At 75.0% G+C, this 19393-nt stretch carries 18 protein-coding genes and 1 pseudogene; 8 read left to right on the top strand and 11 right to left on the bottom strand.

All coding sequences use genetic code 11. From position 1 onward, the window contains the following. Positions 1 to 10: 10 nt before the first annotated feature. From HT134_RS25415 to HT134_RS25405, 3 genes are all read right to left on the bottom strand, one after another. On the bottom strand, positions 11 to 817 hold the full coding sequence (locus HT134_RS25415; RefSeq protein ID WP_175602956.1) for an SAM-dependent methyltransferase: 807 nt from the start codon (positions 815 to 817) through the stop codon (positions 11 to 13). 19 nt (positions 818 to 836) lie between these two features. Next, positions 837 to 1673, bottom strand: coding sequence for an SAM-dependent methyltransferase (locus tag HT134_RS25410; protein ID WP_312888408.1), 837 nt, complete (start codon positions 1671 to 1673; stop codon positions 837 to 839). A gap of 139 nt (positions 1674 to 1812) precedes the next feature. After that, positions 1813 to 4023 (bottom strand): sensor histidine kinase, encoded by a 2211-nt coding sequence (locus HT134_RS25405; RefSeq protein WP_246365295.1) that lies wholly within the window; start codon positions 4021 to 4023, stop codon positions 1813 to 1815. Positions 4024 to 4358: 335 nt separating this feature from the next. Between HT134_RS25405 and HT134_RS25400 the strand changes: the two genes are divergently transcribed. Beyond that, complete coding sequence (locus tag HT134_RS25400) at positions 4359 to 4892, top strand: ATP-binding protein (protein ID WP_175602954.1); 534 nt, start codon at positions 4359 to 4361, stop codon at positions 4890 to 4892. A 311-nt stretch (positions 4893 to 5203) separates the two neighbouring features. Beyond that, positions 5204 to 7465, top strand: a complete 2262-nt coding sequence (locus HT134_RS25395) for a polysaccharide lyase 8 family protein (RefSeq protein ID WP_175602953.1) — start codon at positions 5204 to 5206, stop codon at positions 7463 to 7465. Here the strand turns inward: HT134_RS25395 and HT134_RS25390 are convergent. Then, positions 7457 to 8257, bottom strand: a pseudogene (locus HT134_RS25390) (GlxA family transcriptional regulator); the annotation flags it as partial. The gene HT134_RS25395 and the pseudogene HT134_RS25390 overlap by 9 nt on opposite strands. A gap of 301 nt (positions 8258 to 8558) precedes the next feature. On the opposite strand from HT134_RS25390, the gene HT134_RS25385 reads away from it, so the two are divergent. Beyond that, complete coding sequence (locus tag HT134_RS25385) at positions 8559 to 9206, top strand: maleylpyruvate isomerase N-terminal domain-containing protein (RefSeq protein WP_175602952.1); 648 nt, start codon at positions 8559 to 8561, stop codon at positions 9204 to 9206. Here the strand turns inward: HT134_RS25385 and HT134_RS25380 are convergent. Then, a complete protein-coding gene (locus tag HT134_RS25380; protein WP_175602951.1) occupies positions 9152 to 9562 on the bottom strand; it encodes a MerR family transcriptional regulator in 411 nt (136 codons plus the stop codon). The two genes, HT134_RS25385 and HT134_RS25380, sit on opposite strands and share 55 nt — an antisense overlap. A 55-nt stretch (positions 9563 to 9617) precedes the next feature. On the opposite strand from HT134_RS25380, the gene HT134_RS25375 reads away from it, so the two are divergent. Then, on the top strand, positions 9618 to 10571 hold the full coding sequence (locus tag HT134_RS25375) for an oxidoreductase (RefSeq protein ID WP_175602950.1): 954 nt from the start codon (positions 9618 to 9620) through the stop codon (positions 10569 to 10571). 12 nt (positions 10572 to 10583) lie between these two features. Here HT134_RS25375 and leuA read toward each other — a convergent pair whose 3' ends face one another. Further along, positions 10584 to 12296, bottom strand: a complete 1713-nt coding sequence (gene leuA, locus HT134_RS25370) for a 2-isopropylmalate synthase (RefSeq protein ID WP_217708358.1) — start codon at positions 12294 to 12296, stop codon at positions 10584 to 10586. 273 nt (positions 12297 to 12569) lie between these two features. Here leuA and HT134_RS25365 point away from each other — a divergent pair, with 273 nt between their 5' ends. Next, entirely contained in the window at positions 12570 to 13271 is a 702-nt protein-coding gene (locus HT134_RS25365) for a FadR/GntR family transcriptional regulator (protein WP_175602948.1), read from the top strand. A 10-nt stretch (positions 13272 to 13281) separates the two neighbouring features. Here the strand turns inward: HT134_RS25365 and HT134_RS25360 are convergent, their stop codons facing one another. Further along, positions 13282 to 13908: an NAD(P)-dependent oxidoreductase gene (locus HT134_RS25360; RefSeq protein ID WP_175602947.1), complete on the bottom strand. Its 627-nt coding sequence runs from the start codon at positions 13906 to 13908 to the stop codon at positions 13282 to 13284. A gap of 34 nt (positions 13909 to 13942) precedes the next feature. Then, on the bottom strand, positions 13943 to 14398 hold the full coding sequence (locus HT134_RS25355) for an SgcJ/EcaC family oxidoreductase (RefSeq protein WP_175602946.1): 456 nt from the start codon (positions 14396 to 14398) through the stop codon (positions 13943 to 13945). Between the two features lie 85 nt (positions 14399 to 14483). On the opposite strand from HT134_RS25355, the gene HT134_RS25350 reads away from it, so the two are divergent. Continuing rightward, the gene (locus HT134_RS25350) at positions 14484 to 14939 is read left to right on the top strand and encodes a MarR family winged helix-turn-helix transcriptional regulator (RefSeq protein WP_246365294.1); all 456 of its coding nucleotides are present in this window, start codon (positions 14484 to 14486) and stop codon (positions 14937 to 14939) included. A 140-nt stretch (positions 14940 to 15079) separates the two neighbouring features. On the opposite strand, the gene HT134_RS25345 is transcribed toward HT134_RS25350, so the two are convergent. Next, on the bottom strand, positions 15080 to 15280 hold the full coding sequence (locus tag HT134_RS25345; protein WP_175602945.1) for a hypothetical protein: 201 nt from the start codon (positions 15278 to 15280) through the stop codon (positions 15080 to 15082). 102 nt (positions 15281 to 15382) lie between these two features. Between HT134_RS25345 and HT134_RS25340 the strand changes: the two genes are divergently transcribed. After that, complete coding sequence (locus tag HT134_RS25340; RefSeq protein WP_175602944.1) at positions 15383 to 16093, top strand: 2OG-Fe(II) oxygenase; 711 nt, start codon at positions 15383 to 15385, stop codon at positions 16091 to 16093. Between the two features lie 21 nt (positions 16094 to 16114). Here the strand turns inward: HT134_RS25340 and HT134_RS25335 are convergent, their stop codons facing one another. After that, on the bottom strand, positions 16115 to 16762 hold the full coding sequence (locus HT134_RS25335; RefSeq protein WP_175602943.1) for a response regulator: 648 nt from the start codon (positions 16760 to 16762) through the stop codon (positions 16115 to 16117). 5 nt (positions 16763 to 16767) lie between these two features. Beyond that, positions 16768 to 18141 carry a sensor histidine kinase gene (locus HT134_RS25330; protein WP_175602942.1) on the bottom strand — a complete coding sequence of 458 codons (1374 nt, stop codon included), beginning with the start codon at positions 18139 to 18141 and terminating at the stop codon, positions 16768 to 16770. 88 nt (positions 18142 to 18229) lie between these two features. Here HT134_RS25330 and HT134_RS25325 point away from each other — a divergent pair, with 88 nt between their 5' ends. Beyond that, entirely contained in the window at positions 18230 to 19384 is a 1155-nt protein-coding gene (locus HT134_RS25325) for a hypothetical protein (RefSeq protein ID WP_217708320.1), read from the top strand. Positions 19385 to 19393: the final 9 nt, after the last annotated feature.

Genomic DNA, 19393 nt, shown 5'->3' with positions numbered 1-19393 from the left:
AACGCGTGGGTCAGGGCTTGCGGCCCACCCCGCAGACGGCGCTGACGGGGCCGGACGGGTCGGGGGCCTCGGGTCCGGGTCGCCACCGCGGCGTCGGCACCACGCCCGGCTCCACCAGTTCCAGGCCCTCGAAGAACGTGGCGATGCGCTCGGGGGCGCGCAGGTGGTAGGGGTAGGCGGCCCGGGAGTTGTAGCTCTCGACGGCCGCGACGAGCGCCGGGTTGACGTTCGTGCCGTCGCTGAGCGCGAGATGGCTACCGGAGGGCAGCCGGTCGAGCAGCCGGGTCACGATGCCGTTCGGGTCCTCGGCGTCGCTCACCTGGCCCATGATGCTCAGCATGGTCAGGCCGACCGGGCGGCTGAGGTCCAGCACCTTGGCCGCGCCCTCCAGGATGCGGTCCGGGTCGCGGACGTCGGCGTCGAGGTACTCGGTGACGCCCTCGGGCGTGCTGGTGAGCAGGGCGCGCGCGTGGACCAGCACGAGCGGGTCGTTGTCGACGTACACGATGCGCGACTCCGGGGCGACCGACTGGGCCACCTCGTGGGTGTTGTTGGCCGTGGGCAGGCCCGTGCCGATGTCGAGGAACTGGCGGATGCCCACCTCCCCGGCCAGGAAGCGCACCGCGCGGTTGAGGAAGCGCCGCTGGAGGCGGGCGACCTCGGCGAAGGCCGGGAACAGGTTCAGGATCGTGTCGCCGGCCTCCTTGTCGACGGCGTAGTTGTTCTTGCCGCCGAGCAGGTAGTCCCACACGCGGGCCGAGTGCGGCTTGGTGGTGTCGACCCGCTCCCAGGCGGAGTGGGCGCTCTGGTTGTCCATCGGTCTCCGATCGGAGGGGTCAGTCGCCGGCGGGCACGCGGCCGACACCGGCCAGGATGCCCGGGCGGTCGAGGTCGAGGTCGGGTCCCGGCTCCACGTGGGGGTCCCAGGCGTCCACCGGCACGATGCCGGGCGGCAGCGGCTCCAGTCCCTCGAAGTACGCGGCGATCTGGTCGTAGCCGCGCCTCGCCAGGCCGCCCGACGTGGTGCCCGCGTAGACGCTCTGGCCGGCGTGGGCCATGTCGTCGGTGGCGTTGCCCTCGTACAGGTGCGACAGCACGAGGTAGGAGCCGGGGGCCAGCCGCTCGCGGATCCGCGCCACGATCTTGGCGGCCTCGGCGTCGTCGGTGATGAAGTGCAGCACGGCGACGAGCAGGACGGCGCACGGTCGCGAGAGGTCGACGTGCGCGGCGACCTGGGGGTCGTCGAAGATCGCGTCAGGGTCTCTGAGGTCGCCAGCGAGGGCGAGGACGTCGGGGTCGCGGGCGAGCAGGGCCCGGGCGTGGGTCAGCACGATGGGGTCGTTGTCCACGTAGACGACGCGCGATCCCGAGGCGTGGCGCTGGGCGACCTGGTGGACGTTGTCCTGGGTCGGCAGGCCCGCGCCGATGTCGACGAACTGGGTGATCCCGTTCTCGGCGAGCAGGCGGACGGCCCGGCCGAGGAAGCCGCGGTTGGCCTGGGCGATCTGGCGCGCGTCGTTGCCCATGGCGCGGCCCAGCTCGATCATCTTCTCGGCCGCCTCGCGGTCGGCCGCGAAGTTGTCCTTGCCGCCGAGGTAGTAGTCGTACATGCGGGCGACGCTCGGGACACGGGTGTCGACTCCGGGCGGTGGCACGCGGTCCAGGTCGCTCACGCGACCCCCTCTCCGGGTGATCAATTTGAGCCCGATTCTAGGAAAGATCCCGGCGCCTGCCACAAGATCCGCCCATCTCACCGAGTGGGATTCGGCACAGATCGCCGCGCACGGCATCGATCACCGTGCGTGACATCGATCACCGGACGGAGGAGCCCAGCCCGTCCTCGCGCGCGGGCTCCGGCCCGGCCACGGCTCCGGGGGTGTCCAGGGCCGCAGCCGGGAGGGGCAGCGTGGCCTCCACGCGGGTGCCGCCGCCGGGCTCGGGGCCGACGACGCACACGCCGCCGAGCTCGGCCGCGCGCTCGCGCATCGAGCCGAGCCCGACGCCCGCCCGGTGCCCGTCGGGCAGGCCCCGGCCGTCGTCGCTGATCCGCACCCGCAACGCCGCCGGCTCCCGCCGCAGCACCACGCGGGCGCGCCGGGCGTCGGCGTGCCGCCGCACGTTCGTCAGGGCCTCCTGGACGATCCGGTAGACGGCCACCTCCGTTGCCGCCGGCAGGCCGCTCAGGTCGCCGTCCGCCTCCACCTCGATCACGGTCTCCGGCGAGGACTGGCCGGCCAGCTCCCGTACGGCCCGGGCCAGGCCGAGGTCGTCGAGCGCCGGGGGCCGCAGGCCGTACACCAGCTCGCGGATGTCCCCCGCGACGGCGTCCATGCCCGAGCGCAGGTCCTGGAGCAGCGCGTCGGCGGCGTCCGGGGAGTTCTTGAGCCGGCTGCGGGCGATGTTGATCGTCATGGCCATGGCCGACAGCGTCTGGCCGAGGCCGTCGTGCAGGTCCCGGCGCAGGCGGCGGCGCTCCTCCTCGCGGGTGGTGAGGATGCGTTCCCTCGACCGTTGCAGGTCGGCGGCCATGCGGACGGCGTGGGCCACGTCGGCGACGTACGGCGTGAGCGTGGCCAGCACCCGCTCGTCGTGGGCGGCCGGGAAGCGCCGCGGGCCGGGCGGCCCGACGAGCAGCCGGCCGACCCGCTCGCCGTGCCAGACGAGCGGCACCTCGCGCGGGCGGTCGCCGACCCGGCCGCTCTCGACGTGGCGGGGCTCGCCGTCGGCCACCTCCACCGCGGCGCCCTCGACCGCGAGGCCGTCGCGCAGCACCCCCACCACCGAGTTCAGCGCCTCGGCCGGGTCGGCCCGGCGCACCTCCTGGGTGAGCCGCTCGGCCAGCAGCCGCGGGTCGCCGACCTCGCCGTAGAGCATGCGGTCCACGGCGCGCTGCAGCGCCCGCCGCAGCGGCTGGAAGAACGCCCCGGCGAACAGGGCGGCGGCCAGGCCCGCGATCTGGTCGTACCCGGAGACCACCAGCCCGGCCAGTGCTCCGGCGCCGAAGTACACGGCGCTGACCACGGCCAGCAGACCCGCCGCCACGAACGTCCGGCTGATCACGGTGTCGATCCCGTACAGCCGGTAACGCGTCACCGCGAAGGCGACCGCGACCGGGATCAGCGCCGCCCAGGTGATCGACAGCCAGGCCAGCCCGGGCTCGAACGCGCCCGCGACCAGGAAGACGATGTAGCCCGCGTAGGCGAACAGCGGCCAGCCGATCTGCCGCCTGCCGACGGGGTCCGCCCGGCGCATCCGCACCAGCAGCGACAGCGCCGACAGGGCCATCGAGGTGTAGATGGCGGTCCAGGCGACCGCGGAGATCAGGTCGTTGTACGGCGCGAGCTCCGGGACCTGGAGCGGGTTGGGGATCACCGCCGGGTACGGGTACCGCTCCAGCGGCGGATCCGGGCGCAGCACGGTTCTGAGCAGTTCGGCGGACAGGGCGGCCGCGCCCAGCGCGAGGACCGGGCGCCAGCGCGGCGAGGGCAGGCGGCCGTCGGGCGAGTACAGGGGCAGCAGCGTGGTCAGCGTCACGCCGCACACCGCCCAGCCGACGGCGCCGGCGATGCGCAGGTGACCGGCCGCGACCAGGTCGCCGTCGGCGGCCACCCGGAACATCAGCGCCGACGCGAAGTCGCTGATCCCGGCTGCCAGCCCGCCCACGCACATGAGCCAGGCCAGCTTCAGGCCCGGCCGGTGATGGATCATGAACGCCCCGACCACGGGGAAGGTGAGGGCGGCGGCCGACTGGGGGGTGGAGGTGAGCGAGGGGTGCCAGGCGTCCGGGAGGTGCGCGAGGATCAGCAGCGCGGTGATCTCCAGGACGGGACCGAGGGCGGCCATCACGGCGGCCCCCGCCTGGGCGAGCACGGCCCGCGGGTCGTGGTGCGCGCCTGCGGGGGCCTCGGAGGCGTCGGCGCTCCCCGGGGTCTCGGAGGCGTCGGCGGTCCCGGCGGTCCCGGCGGTCCCGGAGGTCTCGGAGGCGTCGCCGGTCGTGCCGTCCGTACCGGTCAGTCCGGCCATCCTGTCCCCGCTCCCTCGCCCGGCGTGCCACCGCTGGACAGGATTATGACCTCTACAAGGTGACATTTCGCCCGTCGTGGCCAGGCCGTTACGGCCCGCCGGACGAAGGGCAGTGTGGCGGGGGCCACTACGTAGGCGCACCCCTACTCAGGAAATAGGTACCTATATCGGGATTTCTCACGTCCCTCTGGCCGAAGAGGTGAGGGACGCTTAAGACCTGAGCAAACCGCTCGGGGGAAGCAAGGAGCGAGGGTCCCAACCATGAGTCACCACCGGACCGCAGGCCCGTCAGTGGACCTCCACGGCGGCGACGACACCCGTCGGGGAGGCACGTCATGAACGCGCGTCCCTGGATCTCTCTGATCGCCGCCATCAGCGGCGCCGCCACCGCGGGATGCCGGGTCGCCTCATGGCGCTTCCCGTCCCGTCCCGACCAGGTCGGCAGGGCACGCCGCCTGGTCCGCAGGAAGCTGGCCGCCTGGGGCCACTCCGCGCAGAGCGAGATCGCCGAACTGCTCGTCAGCGAGCTGGTGAGCAACGCGATGGAGCACGCGTACGGGCCGGTCGGCGTCAGCCTCACCGAGGAGGACGGCCTGCTGCGCGTGGAGGTCGAGGACTCCGACCCGGAGCTCCCGCAGGTCCGGCTCTCGCGCCGCCACGACGAGCGCGGACGCGGCCTGCAACTGGTCGACATGCTCGCCTGCTGCTGGGGCGGCGACCACACCCCACGAGGGAAGGTGGTCTGGTTCGAGCTGCCGGCTCCCGTCCAGGAGCCCGCGCCGGAAGGCCCCGACGGCGCGGGCTCCGCCCAGTACGCCGGGCGCGGCCACTCCTGGGGACTGGCCGCCATGAGCGCGAAGCCATTCTGAGGTCCCCCACGGGACGCCGGGGCCGTGCAGGTCACCGGGTTAAGGACGGCCCCGGCGTCCCGACATCTCCGTGATCCGCAAGCCCACGGTCCCCTCCCCGTGGTCCCCCTTCCCCCCGGGGCCGCGGTCCTCGCACCTCTCCTGCGGACCGCGGCCCCCTCGGTCGTCCCCCTCCCCGGGGCCGCGGCGCTCCCGCCCTCCCCTTGGCGTCGCGGCCCCCGTCCCCTCCCCTCGGCGCCCCGTCGCCTCCCCTCGGCGCCCCGTCCCCTCCTCGTGCGCGAGGCGGGTCTCCGTTCCCGGATAATCTGCCCGTGCGCGGATACACCCGGCGATCTCTCCTGCTGCTGGGCGGAGCAGCGGCGGCCGGGGCGGTGGTCCCGGTGGCCGCCACCGGGCTGTGGGGTGAGGCGTTCGACCTCCTGCGCCGCCGATGGACCGCGCTGACCACCGACCCGGTGTCCCGGGTGGCCGCGCTGACGCCGTACCGGGAACGGCTCGCCGAGCTGGGACGCGCGGCGGCCCGGCACCGCGACACCATGGCCCCGGACCGCACGTCGCTCTGGCCCGGCCTGCCCTACCCGTCCTTCACCGACACGCCGGAGCGGCTGCGCGCGATGGCCCGCGCGTACGCGCTGCCCGGCACCGGGCTGACCGGCGACCCGCGTCTCGCCGCGGCCGTGGCCGCCGGCGTCGACCACTACCGTCGCCACGTGTACGCTGCCGGGGCGCGCCCGGAGGGCAACTGGTGGAACTGGCGGATCGGCGTGCCCAAGGTCCTGCTCGACACGGCCGTGCTGATCGCCCCGCACCTCACGGCCGAGCAGGCGGGCGGGCTGCGCGACGCCGTGGACCACTTCGTGCCGCCGAGGCGCCTGCACCGCTACGGCGGCCTCAGCACCGGCGCCAACCGGGTGGACCTGTGCACGGTCATGCTGCTGCGCGCGATCCTCGGGGCCGACCCCGTCCGGGCCGAGCTGGCCGCCTCCGCGCTGACGCCCGTCCTGCGGTACGTCGAGCAGGGCGACGGGTTCTACCGGGACGGCTCCTTCATCCAGCACACGTACGTGCCGTACCAGGGCGGGTACGGCATGGTGGCCCTGACCGGGCTCGCGGCGCTGTTCACGGTGCTGCGCGGCACGCCGTGGGAGATCCCCGAGCACCTGCGGCGGGTGGTCCACGACAGCGTGGAGCGCTCGTTCGCGCCGGTGATCCACGACGGGTTCTGCATGGACCTGGCCGGCGGGCGCGGCATCGTGCGCCGGCCGTTCGGTGACCACCGCCGGGGACGCCTGATCGCCGCGTCGATCCTCCTGCTCGCCGAGACCGCGCCGGAGGCCGAGCGGGCGCGCTGGCAGGCGATGGTCAAGGGCTGGGCGGCGCGCGACACGGCGCGGCCGATGCTCGACGCGGCGGAGAGCGAGGGCGAGCTGGGGTTCCACGCCCGGCTGGCGGCCGTCGCGGCCGACGCGCGCGTACCGGCGGCCCCCGAACCGGCCGGGCACCGGCTGCTGCCGATGAGCGCCCGTGCCGTCCACCGCGCGCCGGGCTGGTGCGCGGGGCTCAGCATGGCGTCGTACCGGATCGGCCACTACGAGCACGGCAACGGCGAGAACCTGCGCGGGTGGCACACCGGCTCCGGGATGCTCTACTGGTGGGCCGAGGGGCACGGCGACCAGTACTCCGACGGCTTCTGGGCGACCGTGGACCCGTACCGGCTGCCCGGCACCACGGTCTCCACCAAGCGGCTGCCCGACGGGGCCGGCCCGGGATGGGGCGACACGTGCCCGCCCGGGCGGTGGGTGGGGGGCGCGACCGACGGCGCGTACGCGGCGGTCGGGCAGCACCTCAACGGGCTGGAGAGCACGATGGAGGCGTTCAAGTCGTGGTTCTTCCTGGACGACGCCGTCGTGTGCCTGGGGGCGGGCATCACCTCCCGCGACGGCGTCCCGGTCGAGACCGTCGTCGACAACCGGCGCACCGGCGCGCCGCTCAGAGTCGGGGCGACGTGGGCGCACCTGGAGGGGCACGGCGGCTACGTCCTGCCCGCGGGCCCGCCCCCGCGCACCCTCCAGGAGCGGCGCACCGGCCCGGGCGGCATGGCGCGTGACTACACGACGCTCTGGCTGGACCACGGCACCGACCCGCGCGAGGCCGCCTACGTCTACCTGCTGCTGCCCGGCGCCACCGAGGAGCGCACCCGGGCCCGCGCCGCCGACCCCGGCCGGGTCCGCGCCCTCAGCAACACCCGGCGTCAGCAGGGCGTCCATGTCCCGTCACTCGGGCTGACCGCCGTCAACTTCTGGAACCCCGGCACGGCCGGCCCCCTCACCGCCTCCGCGCCCTGCGCGGTCCTCGTCCGGGAACTGCCGGACGGCGCGGCCACGCTCACCGTGGCCGACCCGCGCTGCGAGCTGGACGAGCTGACCGTCACCTGGCGCCGCCCGGTGACGGCCCTGGCCCACGGCCATCCGCTGCTGTCCGGAGCCACGACGGGCCCGGCGCTCACGGCCCGCTTCGGCGGCCTCGCCGACCGGCTCGGCGGCTCCTGCACGATCACGCTGCGCCTGCGCTGACCCGCGGGGGAATGCCCGGCGGTAGTCGCCCGGGGAGACGCCGACCTGCTTGAGGAAGTGGTGGCGCAGGTTGTTGGCGGTGCCGAGGCCGCTCAGCTGCCCCACCTTCTCGATCGGCAGGCCGGTCGACTCCAGGAGGCTCTGCGCCAGGCCCAGCCGCTGGTTGAGCAGCCACCGCAGCGGCGTGGTGCCCGTCGCGGCCTTGAGGCGCCGGTAGAAGGTGCGCGGGCTCATCGCCGCCCGCCGGGCCAGGTCCTCGACGGTGATCGGCTGGTCCAGGCGGCCCCGCGCCCACTCCAGCACCGGCCCGAGCCCCTCGTCGTCGGTGACCGGCACGGACAGGTCCACGAACTGCGCCTGCCCGCCGGGCCGGTGCGCGGGCACGACCATGCGCCTGGCGAGCTGGTTGGCGACGTGCGCGCCAAGGTCGCGGCGCACCAGGTGCAGGCACAGGTCGAGGCCGGCGGTGACGCCGGCGCTGGTGAGCACGTCGCCGTCGTCCACGTACAGCACCGAGTCGTCCACCTCGACCTTCGGGTAACGCGCGGCGAGCTGCGCCGTGTGCATCCAGTGGGCGGTGGCGCGCCGCCCGTCGAGCAGGCCCGCCTCGGCGAGCGCGAAGGCGCCGGTGCACAGCGACACCATGCGGGCGCCCGCGTCGTGGGCGTGGCGCAGCGCGGCGACGAGGCCGGCCGGCAGCGGCGCGCCGTCCTCGACGCAGGCGTCGGGCACGGAGGTCACGATGACGGTGTCCGCGCCGGCCAGGCCGTCGAGGCCGTGGCGGGTCCGCACGGTCAGCTCGTACGGCGAACCGGCGCCGCCCGCGTCCATGGCGCACAGCCGCAGGTCGTACCAGGGGTCGGCGAGGTCGGGCTGCGGCTTGCCGAAGACCGTGCACGGGATGCTCAGCTCGTACAGGTCCCAGGAGGGGATGTGGATGCCCTCGGGCACGACCAGGGCCACGGTGCCGGCGCTCACCCGGTCGAGGATATGGCAGGTATTTGTGGCAAGGCGTCACCGCTGTCACTGTCCGGACGCTTCTCGTCCTGCCAGCGTGGTTCCGCCCACCGGCACCCGTACGAGGAGAACAGGCATGAACCCCGCACCGACCACCCCCGACGAGCTGCTGACCGCCACCGCGCGGGAGTGCCTGGCGGTCCTCGGCAAGGGGGCGGACCAGGACTGGTCGCGTCCCGCCGGCGACCTCGACTGGTCCTGCCGGACGACGCTGGACCACCTCGCCCTCGGCCTGGTGGGGTACGCGGGGCTGCTCGTGGCCCGGCCCGCCGACCGCTACATCACGCTGTTCGCCTCGCTCGACCCGCAGGCGCCCGTCGCGGCCTGCCTGGAGGGCGTCGGCATCGCGGCCACCCTGCTCGCCACCACCGTCCGGTCCACGCCCGCCGAGGCGCGGGCCTGGCACGCGTGGGGGCACTCCGACGTCACGGGGTTCGCCGCCATGGGCGTGGTCGAGCTGGCCGTCCACACCTACGACATCACCCGCACGCTCGGCCTGACCTGGACGCCGCCGGACGCCCCGAGCGCGGCGGCCGTCGCCCGGCTCTTCCCGGAGGCGCCGTCGGGGCACGGGCCGGCCGAGACGCTGCTGTGGTGCGCGGGCCGCGTCGCCCTCCCCGGGCTGCCCCGCCGTACCGGCTGGCAGTGGGACGGCACGCCGCGCGGCGCTCAGGAGGAGGGGAGCGGGGCCCAGAGGCCGGCGGCGGTGCCGTCCTCGACGTGACGCTCGTAGACGGTCACCTTGCCGTGGATGACCTCCAGGCAGGCGGTCAGCTCGGCGATCCGGGCGCGGACGCCCCGCTCGTGCTCGCGCAGCAGCTCCAGGCGCTCGGGCTCGTTGCCCGGGCCGGAGCGCACCAGCGCGGCGAACCTCTTCAGCGTCGCGATCGGCATGCCCGACTCGCGCAGCCGGTTGCACAGCAGCAGCCACTCCACGTCCGCGGCGTCGTAGAGCCGGTGCCCGCCGGCCGAGCGCGGGATGCCGCGCAGGAACAGGCCCTCCCGCTCGAAGAAGCGCAGCGCGTGGACGCTCAGGCCGGTGGCCGCCGCCACGTCGCCGATGGACAGGCTCGCCGCCATCCGCACCTCCGCCGGGTTTGACCTAGAGCGAAGTCTAGATTCTACGGTCGGACCCATGACGAACAGGCAACACAAGATCGGCAGTGGGTTCGGGGCGTGGAGCACGGCACAGGAGGTGCTGGCCGGCGTCGACCTGACAGGGCGGACCGCCGTGGTCACCGGCGGCTACTCGGGGCTCGGCCTGGAGATCGTCCGGGCGTTCGCCGGGGCGGGCGCGCGGGTGCTCGTCCCCGCCCGCCGCCCGGACGCGGCCCGCGCGGCTTTGCGCGGGATCCCCCGGACGGAGGTGCGCCCGCTCGACCTGACGGACCAGGCGGACGTGCGCCGCTTCTCCGGGCGGGTGGTGGCGGACGGCGCGGCGATCGACGTGGTCGTCGCCAACGCGGGGGTCATGGCCTGCCCCGAGACGCGCGTCGGCCCCGGCTGGGAGGCGCACTTCGCGCTCCACCTCGGCCATCACGCGCTGGTCAACCACCTGCGGCCGGCGTTCGCCCCCGGCGGGGCGCGGGTGGTGGCGCTCTCCTCCTCCGGGCACTTCCTGTCCGGCATGCGGTGGGACGACCTCCACTTCCGCGCCGGCTACGACGGGTGGCTCGCCTACGCGCAGGCCAAGACCGCGGCCGCCCTGTTCGCGGTCCACCTCGACCGGCTGGGCGGCCCGTCCGGGGTGCGCGCGTACGCCGTGCACCCCGGCAGCATCCTGACGCCGCTGCAGCGGCACGTCCCCCTGGAGCAGCAGTCCGCGCTGGGCTGGATCACGGAGGACGGCACGCCGCCCGCCGGCTTCAAGACCCCGGCACAGGGCGCGGCCACCGCCACGTGGGCGGCGACCTCGCCCCTGCTCGACGACCTCGGCGGCGTCTACTGCCAGGACTGCGACGTCGCCGAGCCGGCCACGACCGACGACATGCTCGTCGGCGGGGTCAAGCCGTGGGCGGTCGATCCCGCCGAGGCGGCCCGGCTCTGGGCTCTGTCCGCCGAGCTCACCGGGGTGGACGCGTTCTCCTGACCGGTCTCCCGGTCAGTCCAGGGTGAGGGCGTGGTTGACGGCGGAGACGACGGCGTCCACGGCGGCGGTCAGGACCGAGGCGGCCAGGCCCACCCCCCACGCGCTCACGCCCGCCACCCGGCACTCCACGTACGCCGCCGCCAGGCTCTCCTCGCCGGCCGCCGCGCGGCCCGCCGCCGGGACGGCGTGCTCCGTGTAGCCGACGATCTCCACGTCGCGGCCCAGTCCGCGCAGCGCCGCGGTGAGCGCGGCCAGCGGGCCCACGCCCGTCCCCTCGCCGCGCGTCTCGACGCGCGCCTCACCCGCGCCGAGGAGCGCGAAGTCGCCGGTGAAGGCGTGCCGGCCGTCCGCGTCGTCCACCTTCCAGCGCAGCAGCTCCACCGGGCCGGTCCGGCCGACGTACGCGGCCCGGAACAGCTCCCACAGCCGCTCCCCCGTCACCTCGCCGCCGCTCGCCTCGGCCTCGGCCTGCACCGCGCGGGAGAAGTCGATCTGCAGGCCGCGCGGCAGGTCCAGGCCGTGCTCGGCGCCCAGCACGTACGCCACCCCGCCCTTGCCCGACTGGCTGTTGACCCGGATGACGGCCTCGTAGTCGCGTCCCACGTCGCGGGGGTCGATCGGCAGGTACGGCACCGCCCAGGGCGCCCGGTCCGGCGTCACGCCCAGCTCCGCGGCCCGCCGCTCGTGGTGGGCGAAGCCCTTCTTGATGGCGTCCTGGTGGGTGCCGGAGAAGGCCGTGTAGACGAGGTCGCCCCCGTACGGGTGCCGGGGGTGCACCGGGATCCGGTTGCAGTGCTCGACCGTCGCGCGGACGACGTCGATGTCCGAGAAGTCGATCATCGGGTCGACGCCCTGGGCGTGCAGGTTGAGGGCCAGCGTGACCAGGTCCACGTTGCCGGTGCGCTCGCCGTTGCCGAACAGGCAGCCCTCCACCCGCTGCGCCCCGGCCAGCACGGCCAGTTCGGCGCAGGCCACGCCGGTGCCGCGGTCGTTGTGCGGGTGGACCGACAGGATGACGCCGTCGCGCCGGTCGAGGTGACGGTGCATGTACTCGATCTGGTCGGCGTACACGTTGGGCGTGGCGACCTCGACCGTCGCCGGCAGGTTGTGGATCACCGGCCGGTCGGGGCTCGCGTCCCACAGCGCCGACAGCCCGTTGCAGATCTCCAGGACGTAGTCGGGCTCGGTGAGGTTGAACACCTCCGGCGAGAACTCGAACCGCACCCCGGGCCGGCCCTCGGCCAGCCGGGCCACGTGCCCGGCGGCCCGCGTGACGAACCCGCGCAGCTCGTCGCGGTCCTGCCCAAGGACGACGTCCCGCCAGGTGGGGGCGGTCGAGGTGTACAGGTGGACGACGGCGCGCGGCAGCCCCTCGATCGAGGCGTACGTCCGCTCGATCAGGTCGCGCCGCGCGGCCGTGAAGACCACGGGGGTGACGTCGTCCGGCACCAGGTCGCGCTCGGCCAGCAGACGGACGAAGTCGAAGTCGGTCCGGCTGGCCGACGGGTAGCCGACCTCGATCTCCTTGAACCCCATGGCGAGGAACAGCTCGAACATGCGGCGCTTGCGCTCCGGGTCCATGGGGTCGGCCAGGGCCTGGTTGCCGTCGCGCAGGTCGACCGGCACCCACAGCGGGGCGGCCGTGATGGTGCGCGAGGGCCACCGGCGGTGGTGCGCGGGGACCTCGACCCGCTCGTGGACGGGCCGGTAGCGGTGGGAGGGCATCGAGCCGGGCCGCTGGGGGTTCCAGTGGGGCTGTCCGGCGGGGATCGGCCCGGAGGGGGTGCGCAGCGTGGGGAACGGGGTGGACATGCGGGGTCCCTCTTCTCTGACGTGCTGTCTGGGTCGTGGCTGGGCAGGGCGACCGGCAGCACGGGGTCCCGCGGCGGGGTGCCGATCGCGTCAGGCCCCGCCGCGGCGGCCGAGAAGCAGACCGGGCAGCGTCATGGGCGGTAGACTAACCACACCTCAGCTCCTCAGACAACCTGAGAGGTACGGATGACATCGCTCGGCCCCCTGAGCCGCAGCCCTCTCGTGGACCAGGCCACCCGGCTGCTGCGCGAGCAGATCGCCGGCGGGCACTGGCCGGTCGGCACGAGACTCCCCGGGGAGACCACCCTGGCCAAGGAGCTGGGCGTGGGCCGCTCCACGGTCCGCGAGGCGATCCGCGCGCTGAGCGGGGCCGGCCTGCTCGCGGCCCGGCAGGGCTCGGGCGTGTACGTGATCGCCACCGAGCCGGCGGAGGACTGGCCCGCGCGGCTGCGCCGCGCCGCCGTGGTGGACCTGTACGAGGTGCGGACCATGGTGGAGGTGCGGGCGGCGCGGATCGCCGCGGCCCGCCGTACCGACGACGATCTGGACGCGATGGACCTGGCGCTGGCCCGGCGGCGGCGGGCGGCGAGGGAGGCGGGCGACGCGGAGTTCGTGGACGCCGACATCGCGCTGCACACGGCGGTGGTGGCGGCGGGAGGCAATCCGCTGCTCACGGACCTGTTCGCGGACTTCGCCCCGGTGCTGCGGCGGGGCCTGATCGACCTGATGGCCCTGGTGGACCTGCGGGCCCACGACCCGGCGCTCGGCGACGACGCCCACGCCGCGCTGGTGGAGGCCGTCCGCGCGGGCGATCCCGACCGGGCGGGCCAGATCATCGAACGCGAGCTGGAGGGGACCCTGCGCCTCCTCCGGCGGGAGAGCTCCTGAGCGGCCCGCTTCAGGAGGAGACGGCCACCGCCGTGCGGTAGGTCGCCGGGTCGTCGAGGTGGCCGAGGACGAAGGCCGCCAGCTCGGCGCGGGAGGTGCGGTCGCCGACGCGCTCGGTGGCGCCGATGCTGACGCGCGGCCGGCCCGTGGCGGGCGCGTCGGTCAGGCGGGTGGGCCGCACCGCGGTCCAGTCGAGGTCCGTGCCGGCCAGCAGTCGTTCCATGCGCAGCATGTCGGCGTACGGGTGGCGCATGACGTGGTGCAGCAGCCGTCCGACGAGGCGTGTCGCGAGCCCGGCGCCGGGCGGCGTCTCCAGCCCGGCCGAGGACACGACGACCAGCCGGCGGCAGCTTCCCATGGCCTCGACGACGGCGGCCGTGCCAGCCGAGTAGACGGTGGTGGGCCCGCGTCCGGTCGAGCCGACGGCCGAGACGACGGCGTCGTGGCCGGGCAGCGCGGCGGCGAGGTCGCCGGGGCGCAGCACGTCGGCCGCGTGCGGGGTGAGGCGGGCGTGGCGCAGGCCCAGGGTCTCGGGGCGGCGGGCGACCGCGGTGACCTCGTGCCCGAGCTCCAGTGCCCGCTCGACGAGGGCGCGTCCGGTGCGTCCGGTGGCGCCGATGACGGCGATGGTCGCCATGGGGGTGTCCTGCTCTCGTGGGGGGTCGGCGTGGTCAGCGGGTGCGCGGCTTGGTGGCCGGCTGGAACCTGAAGGAGACGGCCTCCATCAGGCCCTGCCGCTTGGTCTTCTGGATGGCGGCGATGCGCCAGCGGCCGTCCTCGCAGCGCACGACCGTGTACGTCTGGAGCTTGCCGAGCTTCTTCGGCTTGTTCTTGTAGGTGTCGCCGCGGCTGACGACCACGGCCGTGTCGCGCCCGTAGAAGCGGATGTCGATGATCTCCATAGCCAGGCGGGTGCCCTTGAGGAAGCTGTCGAACAGCGCCTGGTGGGCCCGGCCGATCTCCTCGCCGCCCCGGTAGACGGTGCCGACGAAGGTGACGTCGGTGGCGTCGTCGGTGAACTGCGCGCCGTAGGCGGCGCCGTCGCCCCGGCCCCACGCCTCGACGGTCTCCTGGAGCAGGGCGCGGACGGCGGCGGTGTCGGCCTCGGTGGTGTGCTGGTGGTTCATGTCATGCCCCTTCCATGATAGCTTCGCCGAAGAAGTTTCTTCTTTGAAGATTTCTCTTCTCTGAGGAAGAGATTATGCGGGAGGCATGACGATGTCAACACGCGGGATGCGCCCCGACGCGGGCGCGGTCTACCGGCGGTACCTGAGCGCCGTGCTGCTGCACGGCCAGGCCAGCGCGCGGGCCTGCGACCTCGGGGCGACCGACCTGTACGCGCTCAACATCCTGGAGCTGCACGGCGCGATGACCCCGGGCGAGCTGGGCGAGCGCACCGGACTGACGACGGGGCCCACCACGCGCCTCATCGACCGGCTGGAGCAGGCCGGCTACGTGCGCCGCTCCCCGTCGCCCGACGACCGGCGCAAGGTGATCGTGGAGGTCGTCGGCAAGCCGGCCCGGCTGGACGAGGTCATGGCCCCGGCCCGCGAGAGGGTCGGCGAGATCCTCCGGGGATACACACCGGAGCAGCTCGACGTGCTGTTCGACTACTTCGGCCGCGCCGCGACGGCCTACCAGGAGGCCACGGACGACCTGCGCCCGTGACCCGGGCTCACTTCCGCAGCACGACCTGCCGCGTGGAGGTCCCGGGGCTGCCGCTTTCGATCACGTCACATTCCCCTGACGTGCCTCGGCGCCCCCGCGCACGGGGACGCGGGGACGCCGGGGCATCAGGGAGGGGGTGGTCAGTGGCGCCGCACGCACCTGTCCCAGCGGTCGCTCCAGTACCAGCCCATCGGGCACCTGGGACCGGCGGCGGTGATCGCCGGTTGTGTCGTGGTCGTGGTCTGCGCGCCGGCCGCGCCCGCCGACACGACGAGCGTGGCGGCCAGGCTCAGCGAGCCCAGCAGGACGGCGCATGCCTTGCGGATGAAGGTTCTGTCCATGGCCTCATCATCGAAGACGTGCCGTGACCGCAGCGTGACGTCCGAAAACCGCCACCCTTCGACGGTCCGCCCGGTGTTGGAAGGAGGGAAGGGAGAACACCCATGCTGAAACCACAGGAACGCGTCGCCCGGGCCGACTGGGAAGGCATCGCCCGGGACATGGACGCCCATGGCTGCGCGCCGGCCGGCCCGCTGCTCACGGCCGAGGAGTGCCGCCGGATCTCCGGCCTGTACGACGAGGCCGGGCTGTTCCGCTCGACGGTCGACATGGAACGGCACCGCTTCGGGCGCGGCCAGTACCGCTACTTCGACCGGCCGTTCCCCGACCTGGTCGAGGAGTTGCGCCAGGCGCTGTACCCCCGGCTGCTGCCGATCGCCCGGGACTGGGCCGCCCGGCTAGGCCGGCCCGCGCCCTGGCCGGACACCCTCGACGAGTGGCTGGCCAGGTGCCACGAGGCCGGCCAGACCAAGTCCACGCAGATCCTGCTGCGCTACCGCGAGGGCGACTGGAACGCCCTGCACCGCGACCTGTACGGCGACCTGGTCTTCCCGATGCAGGTGGTGATCGGCCTGGACGAGCCGGGCGCCGACTACGGCGGCGGGGAGTTCCTGCTGGTCGAGCAGCGGCCCCGGGCCCAGTCGCGCGGCACGGTGACGCTGCTGCCGCAGGGCCACGGGCTGGTGTTCACCACCCGCGACCGGCCGGTGCCCTCGGCGCGCGGCTGGTCGGCCGCACCGGTGCGGCACGGCGTGAGCACGGTACGGCACGGCCTGCGGCACACCCTCGGCCTGGTCTTCCACGACGCCGCCTGACGCCCGCCCCGGGACCGGCGACTACGGCGGGGAGGCGGCGGCGCGGCCGGTGCTCCAGGCCCACGCGGCGATACCGACCCGGTTGCGGGCGCCGAGCTTGCGCTGGACGGCCGCGATGTGGTTCTTGACCGTGCCGGGCGACAGGAACAGCTCCTCGGCGATCTCGGCGTTCGTCCTGGCCTGGGCGACGAGCCGGACGACCTCCTCCTCGCGGGCGGTCAGGCCCGGGTCCGGGGCGCCGCTCCCGTCGGGCTCGGGGGCGTCCCGGCGCAGCAGGCCGACGGTGAGCTGCGGGCTGATGAGCACGTCGCCGCTCACCGCCGCCCGTACCGCCTCGACGAGCAGCGCGGGCCCGGAGCGCTTGAGCACGAACCCGGACGCGCCGTGCCGCAGCGCGGCCCGCACGTACTCCTCCAGCCCGAACGTCGTCACCACCACGACGTGGACGTCCGTGTCCGCGAGCGCCCGGGTGACCTCGATGCCGTCGGCCAGCGGCATCCTGACGTCGGCGAGCACCACGTCGGGACGCAGGCGGCGGGCCTCCTCGATGGCCGCGAGGCCGTCGGCGGCCTCGGCGACGACGGTCATGTCCGGCTGCGCGTCCAGGATGAGCCGGAAGGCGCTGCGGATGCCCTCCTGGTCGTCGGCGATCAGGATGCGGATCGGCATGTCGCTCATGGTGTCAGCACCCGCCGCGCCAGCGGGATCCGGGCCGACAGACGCCACCCGCCGGGCACCGGGCCCGCGCTCAGGTCGCCGCCGAGCGACGCGACGTGCTCGGCCAGCCCGGGCAGCCCGAACCCGCCCCGCCCGCCGGAGGTCCCGCCGCAGGTGACGCCGTCGTTCTCCACGGTGACCTGGAGGGCGCCGGCCCGGGTCGTGGCGGAGATCTCGACGCGGGCGGCGCCCGGAGCGTGCCGGCGGACGTTCGTCAGCGCCTCGGCCACGACCCGGTACGCCGCCGCGCTCACCCGGCCCGGCACGTCGAGGCTGTCGTCCACGCTCAGGTGGACGCGGGCGGGCCCGGCGGAGGAGTAACGCGTCGCCATGTCGGACAGCCGCGCGGCCAGCGCCTCCTGCTCGTCGTCGCGGTCCTCGCCGCTCTCGCCCTCCTCGTCGTTCAGGTGGAGGACGGTGCGGTCGAGGGTCGCCATGGCGCGCAGCCCCGCCTCCTCCACCCGGCGCAGCGCCAGCATGGCCTGGGCGGGGTCGGCGACCCCGGCCACCTGTCCCGCCTGCGCCTGGGCCAGCATCTCGCTGACGTCGTGGGCGACGAAGTCGTGCAGGTCGCGGGCCAGCCTGCGGCGCTGCGCCGCGCGGGCCGCGGCCACCGCGGCGGCGCGGCGCTCGTCCAGCGTGCGCAGGTAGAGGCCGACGCCGACGGCGCACAGGACGCCGGCGGACCAGAACGCGCAGATGCCCACCGCCTCCAGCGCGGAGACGGGCGGGTAGAAGCGGAACATCCAGGTGGAGGCGGCGATCCCGGCCGGGACGCCGGCGGCCACCGCCCGCCGTGCCGGTGACCGGCGGGCGAGCAGACCGGCCAGGGCGATGAGCGCCAGGCCCTCGGCCATCCCCCAGACGTCCGCCCCGCGACCCGCCCCCCGGCCGGTGAGCTGGACGAGCGTGGCCGCGAGGGAGACCGCCGCCGCGCCCGCCGTCACCGCCGGCAACCCCGCCTCCTCGCCCCTCAGGAGCCGCAGGCCGCTCAGGCGCGCGGTGCCCGGGGACCCGGTCGTGCCGCCCGCCCGGGGCGGCCTCCCGCCTCCCGGCCGCGGGGTGAGCGCCCACACCAGGGCGGCCACGGCCGCCGCCAGCGGCGCCATCGCGGCCACCCCGTAACGCGGCACGCCGCAGGCCGCCGCCAGGACCACGGCGCCGATCCCGGACCACCGCATGCGCTCTCCCACTCCCACGACCCCGACGATACGCACCCCCGGCGGCGCGGCACCCCTGCCGAACGGCACGGTCACGGCCTGCGCGAGCGGCCAGGACCTGCCGATCGGCATCTCGTGGCCGCCCGGGCACCGCTCCGAGACTGGCCGCATGACAACGAATGGCCGCAGGACAACCGATGGCGGCGTGACAGCCGTCGGCGGCACGACGACCGATGGCGGCATGACGGCCGATAGCGGCATGACGACCGATGGCGGCGTGACGGCGATGACCGGTCGCATGACGGCGATCACGCGCGCACCCGCTCTGGCCGCCGCCGTCTGGTCGGCCGTGTACCTCGTGCTGGGCGCCGCCTGGGCCCTCGGCGTGCCCGGCTTCCCGTGGGGCACCGGCGACCCGGACCCGGACGGCGCGCTGTCACTGCTCGCCGGGCTCGACCCCGGCCCCGACGCCTGGTGGGTGGCCGCCTTCGCCGCGCTGGCCCTGGCCGTCTCCCTCACTCTCGCCGCGACGCCGCGACCCGGCGGGCGCCCCGACGGGCTGGCCGGCGGGTGGGGCGGCCGGGTCGCCGTGGGGTTCGCCTGGGTGCTGGCCGCGGCCCTGGTGCTGGCGATCCCCGACTCGCGGCTCATGATGGGCGTCGCGTACACGCCGCTCCTGGTGTTCTCGGGCTTCTTCGACGGGCCGTTCGGCCAGGTCGGGCTGGCGGACGCCTGGCCGTGGCCGGTGCTCAACCAGTTGCTGTGCCTGCTCGGCGGGCTCCTGCTGGCCCGGGCGGCCGTGATCCACCGGCGGCGGGCCCGCGCGGCCTGCGCCGCCTGCGGCCGGGACGAGGAGGACAGCGGATGGACCTCTCGGGAGGCGGCGGCCCGCTGGGGACGCCGCGCGGTCGCCGTGGCCGTCGCCACGCCCCTGGTGTACTGCCTGACCCGGTGGGCGTGGGTCCTCGGCATCCCGCTGGGGGTGAGCAGGGAGTTCCTGGAGGAGGGCGCGCGCGACACCCCGGGCATCTGGCTGGCGGGCGCGTACCTGGCCACCTTCGGCGCCCTCGGCGGCCTGCTGACGCTGGGACTGGTCCAGCGCTGGGGCGAGGTGTTCCCGCGCTGGATCCCCGGCCTGCGCGGCCGGAGGGTGCCGCCGCCGCTCGCCGTCGTCCCGGCGTCGTTCGTGGCGATCATCATCACGGTCGCCGGCCTGACGTACCTGCGCTGGACCTTCGCCGGCCGCTTCTCGATGGCGGAGTGGGGCGCGTGGCTGCCCGAGTGCTTCTGGCCGGTGTGGGGCGCCGCCCTGGGCGCCGCCGCCCTGGCCTACCACCTGCGCAGGCGGCCGGCCTGCCGCCGCTGCGGGCGCGGTTCGGCCGCTCTCGTCACCACGGATGTCGGCGCGGGCTGACACAATGCC

This window comes from Nonomuraea rhodomycinica (assembly GCF_013363995.1).
Classification (GTDB): Bacteria; Actinomycetota; Actinomycetes; order Streptosporangiales; family Streptosporangiaceae; genus Nonomuraea; species Nonomuraea rhodomycinica.
Note: the sequence above shows the minus strand (reverse complement) of the source record. Positions and strands in the feature narration are given on the sequence as shown.

Bases quoted from the DNA above. Each gene is read 5' to 3' on its own strand.
- HT134_RS25415 (WP_175602956.1), bottom strand. From the start codon at position 817: ATGGACAACCAGAGCGCCCACTCCGCCTGGGAGCGGGTCGACACCACC.
- HT134_RS25405 (WP_246365295.1), bottom strand. From the start codon at position 4,023: ATGGCCGGACTGACCGGTACGGACGGCACGACCGGCGACGCCTCCGAG.
- HT134_RS25400 (WP_175602954.1), top strand. From the start codon at position 4,359: ATGAACGCGCGTCCCTGGATCTCTCTGATCGCCGCCATCAGCGGCGCC.
- HT134_RS25385 (WP_175602952.1), top strand. From the start codon at position 8,559: ATGAACCCCGCACCGACCACCCCCGACGAGCTGCTGACCGCCACCGCG.
- HT134_RS25380 (WP_175602951.1), bottom strand. From the start codon at position 9,562: ATGGCGGCGAGCCTGTCCATCGGCGACGTGGCGGCGGCCACCGGCCTG.
- HT134_RS25375 (WP_175602950.1), top strand. From the start codon at position 9,618: ATGACGAACAGGCAACACAAGATCGGCAGTGGGTTCGGGGCGTGGAGC.
- leuA (WP_217708358.1), bottom strand. From the start codon at position 12,296: ATGCCCTCCCACCGCTACCGGCCCGTCCACGAGCGGGTCGAGGTCCCC.
- HT134_RS25365 (WP_175602948.1), top strand. From the start codon at position 12,570: ATGACATCGCTCGGCCCCCTGAGCCGCAGCCCTCTCGTGGACCAGGCC.
- HT134_RS25360 (WP_175602947.1), bottom strand. From the start codon at position 13,908: ATGGCGACCATCGCCGTCATCGGCGCCACCGGACGCACCGGACGCGCC.
- HT134_RS25355 (WP_175602946.1), bottom strand. From the start codon at position 14,398: ATGAACCACCAGCACACCACCGAGGCCGACACCGCCGCCGTCCGCGCC.
- HT134_RS25350 (WP_246365294.1), top strand. From the start codon at position 14,484: ATGACGATGTCAACACGCGGGATGCGCCCCGACGCGGGCGCGGTCTAC.
- HT134_RS25345 (WP_175602945.1), bottom strand. From the start codon at position 15,280: ATGGACAGAACCTTCATCCGCAAGGCATGCGCCGTCCTGCTGGGCTCG.
- HT134_RS25340 (WP_175602944.1), top strand. From the start codon at position 15,383: ATGCTGAAACCACAGGAACGCGTCGCCCGGGCCGACTGGGAAGGCATC.
- HT134_RS25335 (WP_175602943.1), bottom strand. From the start codon at position 16,762: ATGCCGATCCGCATCCTGATCGCCGACGACCAGGAGGGCATCCGCAGC.
- HT134_RS25330 (WP_175602942.1), bottom strand. From the start codon at position 18,141: ATGCGGCCAGTCTCGGAGCGGTGCCCGGGCGGCCACGAGATGCCGATC.
- HT134_RS25325 (WP_217708320.1), top strand. From the start codon at position 18,230: ATGACGACCGATGGCGGCGTGACGGCGATGACCGGTCGCATGACGGCG.